We start from the raw sequence: 13,054 nt of genomic DNA, 5'->3' as shown, positions 1-13,054 counted from the left end.
TCTTTCTTATTCACCACTTAAACGGTCATCGTCCAAAAATGTGTTCAAAACTCCTTGGACCATATCCCATTCATCATCTGCTTCAATCTCGTGTAAATCACTGCTAGTGACATCACCTGCGGAATCGGAGTCATAACTAAATGCCAAAACTTCAATTTCCTCATCATCACTGGCTGCTGCCGGATAAAGCAAGACGTATGATTTATCATAGTCATCAGAATGAAATGTAAATAAAATTTCATATAATTCTTCGTTACCTTGATCATCAATCAAGGTAATTTGACGGTCATCACCGTTAACTTCTTGTGTCATATTAATCCTTTCGGTTTAGATCCAAATAATTTTGTAAAATCAAAACAGCGGCCATTTGGTCAATCACTTTTTTACGTTGGTGGCGGTTGTGCATATCTGCTTCTTCAACTAAAACACGTTCAGATTCAACTGTAGTTAGTCTCTCATCAGAATAGTGCACTGGCAAACCAAACTTCTTTTCAAGCCTTTTACCGTATGCCTTACTTCGCGCAACCGCAGCGCCAGAAGAGCCGTCCATATTTTTGGGCAAACCTAAAACAAAACCCGCTGGTTCATATTGGCGCACAATCTTTTTAATTGCACGCATACCAAAATTATAACGCGTTTCATCAATAGGGATAGTTTCAAGCATTTGTGCAGTAATACCTAATTCATCACTAACTGCAACGCCTACTGTCTTTGATCCAACATCTAAACCAACTAATCGCATTATTTATCTTTTCCAAGATAATTTTTGACAAGCTCTTCAATAATTTCATCACGTTCGTGTTTTAAAATTAAATTACGAGCATCATTATGCCGTGGAATATAGGCCGGATCGCCAGACAACAAATACCCGACAATTTGATTAACTGGATTATAGCCCTTCTCTTCCAGAGCATTATAAACATCTTGCAGAGTATCATGAACGTTTTTGCCTTTATTTTCATTAAAGTCAAAGTGCATTGTCTTATCTAGCGAACTCATAATCATTCCTCCTAGCACAATTTTACTTGAAAAATAGTATAAACTCAATCAATTAATTTTTTGCAATCGCTGTAATTACTGTCTGGATAGCTTTTTTAAGGCCTTCAGGTTTTTTACCACCGGCTTGAGCCATATTTGGTCGGCCGCCACCGCCGCCGCCAAATATTGGAGCAGCTTGCTTAATCAAGTCTCCTGCTTTAAGCCCCTTTGCTAACGCCTTATCACCTAAGCTAATGATCATATTGGCCTTGCCATCACTAGCGGTAGCTAAAATCAGCACATCTGACTTTTGGCCACTCTTCCAAGTATCAGCGAATTCACGCAAATCATTCATTCCATTAACATCAACTCTTTGCGCAATAACAGATAAATCACCGACCTGCTCCACATTATCAAAAATAGAGTTGGCTTTACTTTGATTAATTTGCAAATTCAAATCTTCGACTTGCTTTTGACTGTCATGCAAGTCTTTTTCAAGCGAATCAACCTTATCAATAATATCTTCTGGTTTAGTTGATTTTACTTCTGCCTGGATTTCATCTAATAACTCAGATCTGCTGGCCAAGTATTCATAAGCTTTCTTGGAAACTACTGCTTCAATTCTTCTCATACCTGCACCAATAGCAGATTCAGAAATAATCTTAAAAATACCAATTTGGTTAGTATTGCCGCAATGAGTACCACCACAGAATTCAATAGAGAAATCTTCTATTTGGACAACCCGAACTTTATCACCGTATTTACCATCAAATAAAGCTAGAGCACCCATCTCTCTACCTGTATCAGGGTCAGTGATGGTAGTTTTGACATCAATTGCCGCCCAGATTTTTTTGTTTACCAAATTTTCAACTGATTTAATTTCTTTTTCAGTCATTGGTTCAAGTGCAGTAAAGTCAAAGCGCAAATAATCGGGTTCAACCAAACTGCCGGCTTGATGAGTATGTTCACCAAGTACGCTTCTCAAAGCCGCATGCAATAAGTGCGTGGCAGTATGAGAATGGCGCAGACCTTCGCGGCGAACTCTGTCGATCTTTAAAGTATATTCCTCACCTTTTGTCAGAGGTAAAATCACATCGACAAAGTGCATATTTTGATCATTTGGCGCATGTTGCACATCAGTTACCTGAGCAACCAGTTCTCCTTCCTGATTATAGATATTACCGTGATCGGCTACCTGACCACCACGTTCACCATAAAAAGGAGTCTTATCAAAAATCAAAACGGCATTATCGCCATCCGCTCTATCAACTAATTGATCATCAACTATAATATCAACTAATTTGGCGTGTTTTTCTTCATAAACGCCATATTCAAACTCTGACTTATCCTTTAAGTTCATCAGAGTTTCATCTTGAGAACTCATTGATTGCAAATTACCACGAGCTTTACGAGCACGTTCTTTTTGAGCCTTCATTTCAGCATCAAAGCCCTTCTGATCAACTTTTAAGCCTGCATCCTGTGCAGTTTCAAAAGTCAGTTCATAAGGAAAACCATAAGTATCAAATAATTTGAATGCATCTTTACCAGTAATAGTTTTATCTTCTGACTTTTGTGCACTTGCAATCAAGTCATCAAGTAGAGTTAATCCAGATTCAAGGGTTAACTGGAACCTTTCTTCCTCGTTCTTAATTACTTTGGCAATAAAGTCCTTTTGCTCTGTCACTTCCGGATAATGACTCTCCATAATTGTGCCAACTACTGGAACTAGTTTGTAAAGAAAAGCTCCCTTAATGCCTAAGCGCTGACCATTTAAATCGGCACGCCGAATTAGGCGCCGTAAAACATAGCCACGCCCTGTATTTGATGGCAGCGCACCATCCGCAATGGCAAAACTGACAGTCCGCACGTGATCGGCAATAATCTTAAAGGCTGTCGTATCTGCCTTATTTGAACCATACTTTTTAGCTGCAGTCATCTTTTCAGTCTCGTGAATAATTGGCAAAAAGAGGTCAGTTTCAAAGTTAGTCGGTGCATCCTGTAAAATGGACAAAACACGCTCTAAGCCCATACCAGTATCAATATTCTTATGCGGTTGATCAACATATTTGCCATTTGCCAAGTGATTGTATTGTGAAAAGACGATATTCCAGATTTCCAAATAGCGGGCATTTTCACCACCAGGGAAGTTTTCCGGATCGTCTTCTGGCACATCGTTATTTTCCTGACCACGATCATAAAAGATTTCAGAGTCAGGACCACAAGGACCTTCACCAATATCCCAGAAATTTTCTTCTAATTTAACGATATGATCTTCAGGCATGCCAACTTGTAACCATATTTTTTGCGCTTCTGTATCTTTAGGATAAACTGTGCAGTATAGCTTTTCCTGATCTAAGTCAAGCCAGTCGGGACTCGTCAAAAACTCCCAAGCCCAGGTAATCGCTTCTTTTTTAAAATAATCACCCACAGAAAAGTTACCCAGCATTTCAAAAAAGGTTTGGTGTCTAGCAGTTTTACCAACATTTTCAATATCATTGGTTCTGATGGATTTTTGTGAACTAGTAATCCGATGATTTTTAGGTACTACTGAGCCGTCAAAATATTTCTTCATCGTTGCCACACCAGAATTGATCCACAGCAAAGTTGGATCATCCTGCGGGATTAAAGATTGACTGGGCAATACCATATGGCCGTGTTGCTTGAAGAAATCCAAAAACATCTGTCTAAACTCTGAACTTGTCAGTTTCTTCATCAAATATATCTCCCTTTTTGTCAAAATAAAAACACTGTTGCTTATTTTAAGGACGCCTTTAAACGCGGTACCACCTCAATTGCAACAGTGCTTGTTACCTCTTAATTAATTTTATTTATTGAACTTTAAGGAGCACTTTTTAAGCAGCAGTAAATCTTTTTCACCAGACGATTCTCTCTTTGAACTGCTAACCTTAAAAAGCATATCTTAAGTTATCAGTAATTGTACTACTTGCACAGTTTTTGTCAATAATTGGTTAACTTGAAAAAATTTATAACCAAAAAATTCAATATCTCTATTTACGGTAAAAATCATCAAAAACGGTTACGGGCAAATGCCGTTTATGTTCACTCTTACGCCATAAAGATTCGATTTTTTCTGCGGCAGTTTCAGATACTGTCCGACCTTCTAAATAATCATCAACATCCCTGTAGCTGACTCCCAGTGCAACTTCATCGGGTAAACCAGGCTTATTTTCTTCTAAGTCTGCTGTTGGCGCTTTTTGGTATAAATGCTCTGGACAATTTAAAAACTTGAGCATCTGCTTGCCTTGTCTTTTATCCAAGCGGAAAAGTGGCGTTAAATCTGCTGCGCCGTCACCATATTTAGTGTAGAAGCCGCTAAAGTTCTCGGCTGCATGATCTGTACCAACTACTGCACCATCATGAGCACCAGCAATAGCATATTGGACTACCATACGCTCGCGCGCTTTTATATTGCCTTTATTGAAATCTGTAATTTTTTGCCCAGCTTCATTCAAACTGGCTACTAAAGCATCAACAGCTGGTTTAATATTAACTGTTAAATCTTGGTCAGGTTTTTGAAAGGCCACAGCTGCTGCTGCATCTTGAGCATCAGCCTGAACGCCGTAGGGTAAACGAACGGCAATAAATTGATATGAATTGTCCCCCGTTTCCTCACGCATTTCGGAAATTGCCATTTGGCATAGTTTTCCTGCCAGCGTAGAATCTTGCCCGCCAGAGATACCCAGAACATATGATTTTAAAAAACTATTTTCTTGAAGATAATCCTTCAAAAAATCAACTGAACGTCTAACTTCTTTTTGCGGATCAATTTCGGGTAAAACATGTTCATATTTTATAATTTCTTTTTGCAATGGCCTCATTGTACAGTATCTCCTTTGTTAATATTCGCCCGAATATCCTGAATGATATTCATTTTACTGTCATACAGATCTTGAGAAAGATCAACAGGGTATTCCTGTGGGTTCAAGCTTCTTTTATATTCATCCCAAAGACCATCTAAGTTAGCTGCACAAAAGTTTTTGATATCTATTAATTTAGGCTTGTGATACTTCAACTGGCCATTTACAAAAATATCTCTTAAAAGCGGCTCAGCAGTATAATCTGTTACCACTTTATTGATATAAGTATACTGCGGATGAAACATATAAAGTGAATCAAATTCTCGCGGATCCACACCAGCCCGTGCAATCCAGTCACCCTCATTTTTCTTTTCAGTATTAGCTGAAATACGCCAAACCTGCTTTTTACCTGGAGTTGAGACTTTTTCCACATTAGAAGAAATTTTTAATGTATCACGCATATGGTGCTGATCATCTTCAATTGAGACTAATTTATAAACGGCTCCTAAAGCTGGTTGGTCATAAGCAGTAATATATTTAGTGCCAATACCCCACACATCAATTTTGGCACCTTGCATTTTCAAACTGGTAATCGTAGTTTCATCCAAATCGTTTGAAGCAAAAATTTTGGCATTGGTATAACCAGCATTATCCAGTTCGCGACGAACCTGCTTGGAAATATAAGCCATGTCACCAGAATCTATGCGCACGCCTTGAAAGTTTATCCTATCACCCATTTCATTGGCAACACGGATAGCATTTGGTACACCACTTCTGACAGTATCATATGTATCTACAAGAAAAACGCAGTCTTTATGCGTTTCTGCATAAGCTTTAAATGCTTCATATTCACTGCCAAATGCTTCAACTAATGAATGAGCGTGCGTACCCGAAACAGGAATACCAAACAACTTACCAGCACGAACATTGCTGGTTGAGTCAAAACCACCGATATAAGCTGCACGAGTACCCCAAATTGCAGCATCTGCTTCCTGTGCACGTCTAGTACCAAATTCCATGACACCGTCACCTTGCACAGCAAGCTTGACACGAGCAGCTTTAGTTGCTAACAACGTTTGATAATTAATAATGTTTAAAATAGCAGTCTCAACTAATTGACATTGAGCTAATGGTCCTTCAACTTGCAGCAAAGGTTCATTGGCAAAAGCTATTTCTCCTTCGGACATCGACCGTACCGTAAGTTTCAGTTTCAGTTGACGCAGATAATCAATAAAATCATCATCATAGCCAATTTCTTCTTTTAAATACTTCAAATCGCTTTCTTTAAATTTTAAGTTTTGTAAGTATAAAATTACGTGTTCTAATCCTGCATAAACAGAATAACCATTGCCAAACGGCTCTTTACGGTAGTAAACCTCAAAAACCGCATTGCGTTCTGAAATTCCCTTTTTAAAATAGGTATACATCATGTTAATTTCATACAAATCTGTATGAAGAGTTAACGAGTCATCTTTATCCAATTCTTGGTAAAACATTCTGTCCTCTTATAAATTCACTAATATTTTTTGTCTTATTATAAACATTTGTGGATTTTTTAACAATCTTACCAATCTATGCAATCTTTTTGTAGACCCGTAAAATACTTTCTAATTGTTGTCTTAATGAAAAATGTCCTGCAACATAACTTTTTTCACGCTGAGCCATTTCCTTAAGCTGTTCTTTAGGGGTGTCTATAGCTAGTTTTAACTGGGTACAAATCGAATCTACATCACCAATATTAGCTACAAAGCCATGTTTTTGATCTGGTATCATTACTTTAATATCACCAACTGCAGTTGACAGCAGTGGCAAAAGATTATCGCTTGCTTCTAGTAAAACTAAGGGAAAACTCTCAGAATATGAGGTTAAAACCGCTAGGTCCATACGCCGATATAAATTTTTTAATTGTTTATGCGTCATGAAGCCCTGAAAAGTTACTTGTGGACCCAATTTTAATTGTTGCGCCAGATTTTTTAGAGAGTTTAACTCCCTACCATCCCCAACAATAAATAAATGAACATTGGCATTATTCAGTTTTTTGAGTGCTTGCAGCAGCAACGCCTGGCCCTTAACTTTTTCGGCCCTGGCAACATTTACTATATTAAAATTGGGATGTTCATATTTAGCAGGGATCTGACTATCTTCATGAAAAAAAGTACCATTATATATTACGTGAACTTTTTCCGGATCAATTTTTACTTTTTTAATTAATAAATTAGCAAATCTTTTGGTAACAGCAAAAATACAATCAGCCTTACTAATTGCATGCAAATTGGCTCTGGTAAATATTTTGCCCTTCAAGCCGCGATCCGCAAAATCAAGATAGGGGTTGGAATGAATAGTTATGCACCAGTTAGCCGTAATTTTTCGCCTAATTAAAGATAGGAATAAATTTGCTCTTGGTCCGTGAGTATGAACTATATTAAAGCTTCCTTGATTAATGAAATTAGCCAGCTTATTCAAGCCACCTAAATCATAACGACTTTTTATCCCTAAAACTTGTACATCCAGCTTTGCCGTACGGGCGGCTTGAGCAACGGGACCATCGGCTAAACATAATAAAGTAAAGTTTTGTTGTTCATTTTTAGCTTCTTTGAGCAAATTAATGATATGGGTCAGACCGCCACCATTTTCGAGTCCAGCATTAACGTGCAAAACTTTCATAATTACTCTTTTCCTTTTTTGGACTGATAAACTGCGTGAACAAAATGTGGTAAAACCGCCATGCGCTTTAACCGAGAAGGATTTTTAAGAAGACGATAAAACCACTCTAAATGAATAGTCTGCCAAATTTGAGGAGCTCGTTTGACTTTGCCTGAAAAGACATCAAAACTGCCTCCTACTCCCATCATTAGTGCAGGTAGCAAATTTCTCCGTAAAACAGACAAAAGCTGTTCCTGACGTGGAGAGCCCAGTGCAGCAAAAACGAGGTCAGGTTCTGTACGTTCTATTTGGTAGGCAACAAGTTCCAAATCTTCCTTAAAATAGCCGTCCTCAGCTCCTACCAGCTGAATATCAGAATAGTCCCTGGCAATTTTTCCTTGAATAGCATGAATTACCTCTGGACGCGCTCCGATAAGATACACCCTTAAGCTGCGGTCATTTGCCAACTTCATTAACCAAGAAAACAGATCATAACCCGTTACCCTTTCTTTAAGAGGCTCTCCTAATATGTGACTTGCTTTGACAATGCCAATGCCATCAGCGGTGATATAGTCAGCATCATAAGTTAAAATCTTCATAAATTCAGGATTTTCATTAGCTGACATAACAATTTCAGGATTGGCAGTAACTATAAAGGTTGATTGATGTGCATTAATTCTGCCGACAAATTCATTTTGAAACTGGTTAAAACTTTTATTATCGAAACTAACTCCTAAAACATTTACTTTAGTCATAACTATATCTCCTAATCCTCAATTTACTTTATTTTATCAAAATAATATCCAATTGAGGATACGCTTTACCTTTTTTAAAAATATGATACTATTAACTCGTCAAATTGATAGGAGTACTGAAACTATGAAAAAAATAATTACTTATGGTACATTTGATTTACTGCATTATGGTCACGTCCGCCTGCTGAAACGCGCCCGTGAATTAGGCGATTATCTTATAGTTGGATTATCTACTGACGAATTCAATCAACTCCAAAAACACAAGGAATCATATAATAGCTATGCTGAACGAAAATATATCCTTGAAGCCATTCGTTACGTCGATCAGGTTATTCCCGAAAAGAACTGGGAACAAAAGACAAATGATATCCAAAAATATGATATTGATACCTTTGTTATGGGTAATGACTGGGATGGTAAATTTGATTTTTTAAAACCATACTGCAATGTAGTCTATTTGCCTCGTACACCGGGAATCTCTACCACTAAAATCAAAGATGATTTAAAATAACAAAAACTCTGAGCTAACTAACAAAGTTAATTCAGAGTTTTTATTTTGCAAAAGTAAATTCAAAACGGTCCGCAACATAACTGGCTCTAGTATACTCAAATGGTATACCATTTGAGAGTTCAGTTACTTGCAGGCGAGTAATTAATGCTTCACCTTTCTTGGCGTCGAGCAATCTTGCCGCATTTTCGTTTGCCACCGCTGCAGAAATATATTCAGTTACCCGTCCTATTTTATAACCATTTTTTTCTAAAGTTTGATATAAATGCGAAGAAATATCGGCTTTGGACATATTTAAAATCACGCTATGCGGAATAGATACGACTTCATAGCAAATCGGAACGTCATCTGCATAACGTATACGCTCCATACGCAAAACTTCCTGCGTATCATCTAAATTCAGCCGCTCCATCTCCGACAAAGAAGGCTTACCAAAACGATAAGAAATCAATTTACTTGAAGGCGTTTGGCCATTAGCATGTGTAATATCGGTAAAAGACATAATTCCCGACATTTTTTCCTGCACTTTTTGGTTAGCTACATATGTTCCGCTACCAACACGCTGTTCTAAAATGCCTTCATCTTCCAAAGTTTTAATTGCTTGTCGCAGCGTCATCCGAGAAACACCAAATTTTTGGGCTAGCTGCCTTTCGGCTGGAATTTTACTGCCAACTTTGTAATTATGCTTTTCTATTTCACGTTTAATTTGATTGTGAATTTTGATGTACATTGGTTCTTCCATGAATGCACCCCCATTACACATCTTATTATAATTCAAATTGGTCTACTCTGTATGATACGTTACAAATTATAAATTAGCAACCTAATTCTTTTTAGTGGTCCACTTCATACCCCATAAACGAAATTCAGCGTTTTGGCCACATTCTACTGTTATTGAATCATCACTTGTGGCAATCACGCTGGCATGCAAGTGTGCCTGATTTTCTACGGCCAGATTTGCACCATTAGAATTAAAGATAAGATCATGTCCTTCAAACTGTGCCTGATCACTTAGAGCTAAAAAATATTCATACTCATTACCACCATTGAAAGTTACCCGCCTGGAATTAGATTCAACTTTATTCTGAAAATCAGCATGATTAACAATAATAGAATTGTTAAGTGTGATCTGCGCTTCACCAGTGGCTATCAAGCGGTTTATTCTGCTGTTTTGAATAATTATGTGCGGATTTTTCTCGCAGTAAAAGCCACCCTTAAACTCACTACCGATGATATTAATCCAGGTCTCATCGGTTATAAACATCCCAGTATCTTCCTGTGATAGGAGCTTGCTGTTAAGCATATTTAGCCAGACCTGTCCCTGAATAAGAAGTGAGGAAACAATAGTGTTATTTATATCTAATTCAACATTTGCTTTTTTAAAGGTATCGATACTGCCATGAATACGAGAATTATTGATAATAGCAGTGCCCTGTCCTTCCAGTGCCAAGGCTCCAATATCTTGAACAACATTCTTGATGGTCGAATCATTCATTTCCAAGCGAAAATTGGAATCAGCAAATAAAGAAACTGAACCATTTAGAATTACTGTCGAAAACAGCTCTAGTGTCACCTTACCATTGGCAGCTATAGTAGCAGTATCACCACCGAAGCCCTTGATAATACAATTGCGTAATGACAAAAAAGTATTGGCTTCAGCAGGTACAAATAAGCTGTTGGCATCTTTTACAGTATTAACACACAAATTTTCTAAATTAACAAATTGACTGCCAGCATCTACATTCACATAACCCAGTATTGTTGTGTCTTCTGGAAGATTGCCAGTTCCTTTAATAGTAATATCAGATAAAAAAATTCCCGCAGGTAATTCATAAAATCCTGGCTCCAAAAGCAATACATCATCAGCACGCAAATCATTTAAGGCATTATGCCAGCTAATTTCTTTACCTCCGGCACCAACTCGCACAAGTCTTGACATATATTTCCCTTCTTAATCAAAGTTAGCTTCTCTATTGTACTATTAATAAATCAAAAATAGGCAGATTTTAGCAACTGAATTTAATTCATTCAGAAAATTTATAACAAATTATAAGAATACGAAAGTATATTTTAAATAACATTTATTATAAAAAAGTAAACAATCACAAACTAATTCAGCTAAAAATTTCAATGTTTATATCTTAATTATATTCACACACATTTTTATGTTTATTGAATTTATTTATTAATATTTTTTTATACAAAATATATACGTTTTTATAAATAACGCTTTTTATATTTTTATAAATTAGTAATTATTAATTTGTCGCACATCGTAGTAAACTTTTTACCAATTTTAAATAACAGAGAGCAAATATTTGCCAGCTAAAAAAGTTGACCGCAAAAAATAAATGCTGTATAACCCTAAGCTAAATGAAAATATATAAATTACGCAAGGGGTTTTTGTTATGCTAGATAATAATGTTAGAAAACTAAAAAATAACGACTGTTTTAATTTTAAAAATAACAGTACTAGATTCTTTTCTTATAGTCTACTTGTAGTGACATTAATAGCAGCTGCATTAATAACCTACAATAAGTCTATTGATGCTCAAGCTGATTCAGTGTCTACTTTAATAAAAAATTCTGCTACTACAAAAGGTTCTGTCTTAAAAAATAACAATAACTTAAATTCACAAAATATTAATACTATTCATGGCACGGATAATGAATGTGAGTGGTCTTTTGATGAAGAGACAAAAATTCTCACAATTACAGGAGGAACTCTATCTTCTACACCAATCAATCAGTTGGTAAGAAACCAACAAAATAATCAAAGTAAAGGTATCAGTCCAAATGAGATTCAGTATATTGCTTTCCAGATCGGAACTGCTGATTATGGCGGTAAGCTGAAAGTTCGACTAGGACGTAATTCAAGTAGTAAATTCGCTGACTTACCAAATTTAGTTGGTTTTATTGATCTCAATAATGTCGATGCTAGTGAGGCCAGTGATTTAAGTAGCTTGTTTGAAAACGACAGTAGCTTGAAAGAACTTGACTTGACTTCTTGGGACACTATTTCAAATAGAGACATGAATAGTATGTTTAAAAACGACACTAAATTGGCCAAAATTAATTTAAATAATTTCAGAACAGATAGTGTTTTTGATTTTAGTCACATGTTTGAAGGTGACGCAGCTTTAACCACATTAAATTTAGCCAATTGGAAAACCGGTAACGTTAAGAACATGAGTTATATGTTTAATGGCATCGCGACTACGGAATTGCCAGATATTGTCAGCTGGCAAACATATAACGTTACTAACATGAGTTATATGTTTAGAGACCCCAACTTGAAACAATTAAACTTAAGCCACTGGGATACAGGAAACATTTTTGAAATGACTAACATGCTTGATGGTTTAGGAAATAATTCTGACGGTTTCGTACTTAGTTTAGGTAAACATCGTTTAAAACCAGCAGCATTTGCCAATTTAAAAATGCCTCAAGCTATTGCAATAGGTAGTGCCAGTGCAACAAAACCTGCCGGAAAAACTCTTTCTGTCGCAGATTTAGCTAATTTATATGACAAAGAAGACAAAGATTGCCCGGCAGAAACATATGTCAGCCAGCCAATTACCTGGCCTGTTGGTTCAATTGACTTAGATAGTTCTGTTAATAACATACATATCCCGGCAAACAAAATTAATAATTCCAATTATGATAATAAAACAATTGGCTTCATAAGTTCAGTTCCAACTGAAAGTTCAAAGATTCAAGATCCAGGAAAAGACTCAGTTACTCAATTTAAGACAATAAAGGACCAAGCAGAAGATAGTGATACTGTTAAATTAGCTCGTAAAGTTCTATGTTTAATCCAAGTTTATGATCAAAATGGTAGTCCCATTAAAGGTTTTACACTTGAGCCAGGTTTGACTATTGAAACTTATGGTGTAGAGACAATTAATAATCAAAAATTTTATAAACTCGGTCAAAATATTTTTGCTAATGCTACTGACATTGAAGGTAACAAGAAAAAAATTGTACGTAATTCATACGTTTATAACAAAAAAGGTAAGAGAGTCCGCAAATTGCTGGTAAAGAAAGGTAAAGCGGTTCGGGTTTATGGCAATCCAATCAAAATTAAAAAGAAGCTTTATTATGTAATTGATAAGAATCAGTATATTAAAGTTAATAACATAGCCTAAAGTAACAAAAAACGACTCTAACGAGTCGTCTTTTTTATTGGGTTAGCTGGATTCGAACCAGCGCATACTAGTACCAAAAACTAGTGCCTTACCGCTTGGCTATAACCCAGTGATAATGGAGGAGGGTGGATTCGAACCGCCGAACTCAGAGAGAGCGGTTTTACAGACCGCCGCGTTTAGCCACTTCGCTACTCCTCCGTCACG

Annotated in this window: 12 protein-coding genes and 2 tRNA genes; 2 read left to right on the top strand and 12 right to left on the bottom strand. The window is 36.6% G+C overall.

The features are described 5' to 3' along the window. Positions 1-6: 6 nt before the first annotated feature. The 8 genes from ACZ2M0_RS07475 to ACZ2M0_RS07440 all read right to left on the bottom strand — a co-directional run bounded on the left by ACZ2M0_RS07475 (position 7) and on the right by ACZ2M0_RS07440 (position 8,194). On the bottom strand, positions 7-312 hold the full coding sequence (locus ACZ2M0_RS07475) for a DUF1292 domain-containing protein (RefSeq protein WP_490059016.1): 306 nt from the start codon (positions 310-312) through the stop codon (positions 7-9). 1 nt (position 313) lies between these two features. Next, positions 314-742 carry a Holliday junction resolvase RuvX gene (gene ruvX / locus ACZ2M0_RS07470; RefSeq protein ID WP_490059015.1) on the bottom strand — a complete coding sequence of 143 codons (429 nt, stop codon included), beginning with the start codon at positions 740-742 and terminating at the stop codon, positions 314-316. After that, positions 742-999, bottom strand: a complete 258-nt coding sequence (locus ACZ2M0_RS07465; protein WP_038521496.1) for an IreB family regulatory phosphoprotein — start codon at positions 997-999, stop codon at positions 742-744. The genes ruvX and ACZ2M0_RS07465 overlap by 1 nt, the downstream gene beginning before the upstream one ends. Before the next feature lie 52 nt (positions 1,000-1,051). After that, positions 1,052-3,691, bottom strand: a complete 2,640-nt coding sequence (gene alaS, locus ACZ2M0_RS07460; protein ID WP_490059014.1) for an alanine--tRNA ligase — start codon at positions 3,689-3,691, stop codon at positions 1,052-1,054. A gap of 295 nt (positions 3,692-3,986) precedes the next feature. Continuing rightward, positions 3,987-4,817 (bottom strand): NAD(+) synthase, encoded by an 831-nt coding sequence (gene nadE / locus ACZ2M0_RS07455; protein ID WP_490059013.1) that lies wholly within the window; start codon positions 4,815-4,817, stop codon positions 3,987-3,989. Further along, positions 4,814-6,292 carry a nicotinate phosphoribosyltransferase gene (locus tag ACZ2M0_RS07450; protein ID WP_490059012.1) on the bottom strand — a complete coding sequence of 493 codons (1,479 nt, stop codon included), beginning with the start codon at positions 6,290-6,292 and terminating at the stop codon, positions 4,814-4,816. Before ACZ2M0_RS07450 ends, nadE begins: the two co-directional genes overlap by 4 nt. Before the next feature lie 76 nt (positions 6,293-6,368). Continuing rightward, positions 6,369-7,460, bottom strand: a complete 1,092-nt coding sequence (locus ACZ2M0_RS07445) for a glycosyltransferase (RefSeq protein WP_490059011.1) — start codon at positions 7,458-7,460, stop codon at positions 6,369-6,371. 2 nt (positions 7,461-7,462) lie between these two features. Further along, positions 7,463-8,194, bottom strand: a complete 732-nt coding sequence (locus tag ACZ2M0_RS07440) for a WecB/TagA/CpsF family glycosyltransferase (RefSeq protein ID WP_223902996.1) — start codon at positions 8,192-8,194, stop codon at positions 7,463-7,465. Positions 8,195-8,318: 124 nt separating this feature from the next. Between ACZ2M0_RS07440 and tagD the strand changes: the two genes are divergently transcribed. Further along, positions 8,319-8,705, top strand: a complete 387-nt coding sequence (tagD, locus tag ACZ2M0_RS07435) for a glycerol-3-phosphate cytidylyltransferase (RefSeq protein WP_045927642.1) — start codon at positions 8,319-8,321, stop codon at positions 8,703-8,705. Positions 8,706-8,745: 40 nt separating this feature from the next. On the opposite strand, the gene ACZ2M0_RS07430 is transcribed toward tagD, so the two are convergent. Both ACZ2M0_RS07430 and ACZ2M0_RS07425 read right to left on the bottom strand, forming a co-directional pair. Then, on the bottom strand, positions 8,746-9,444 hold the full coding sequence (locus tag ACZ2M0_RS07430; RefSeq protein WP_223902661.1) for a GntR family transcriptional regulator: 699 nt from the start codon (positions 9,442-9,444) through the stop codon (positions 8,746-8,748). Positions 9,445-9,525: 81 nt separating this feature from the next. After that, positions 9,526-10,641 (bottom strand): hypothetical protein, encoded by a 1,116-nt coding sequence (locus tag ACZ2M0_RS07425; protein WP_490059010.1) that lies wholly within the window; start codon positions 10,639-10,641, stop codon positions 9,526-9,528. Between the two features lie 469 nt (positions 10,642-11,110). Here ACZ2M0_RS07425 and ACZ2M0_RS07420 point away from each other — a divergent pair, with 469 nt between their 5' ends. After that, the gene (locus tag ACZ2M0_RS07420; RefSeq protein ID WP_490059009.1) at positions 11,111-12,850 is read left to right on the top strand and encodes a BspA family leucine-rich repeat surface protein; all 1,740 of its coding nucleotides are present in this window, start codon (positions 11,111-11,113) and stop codon (positions 12,848-12,850) included. Positions 12,851-12,887: 37 nt separating this feature from the next. Here the strand turns inward: ACZ2M0_RS07420 and ACZ2M0_RS07415 are convergent. After that, positions 12,888-12,959: transfer RNA gene (locus ACZ2M0_RS07415), tRNA-Gln, on the bottom strand. Between the two features lie 7 nt (positions 12,960-12,966). Continuing rightward, positions 12,967-13,048 (bottom strand) — tRNA-Tyr (locus tag ACZ2M0_RS07410). Positions 13,049-13,054: the final 6 nt, after the last annotated feature.

It is taken from the genome of Lactobacillus sp. VURO6/B1 (VP7) (genome assembly GCF_058139575.1).
Note: the sequence above shows the minus strand (reverse complement) of the source record. Positions and strands in the feature narration are given on the sequence as shown.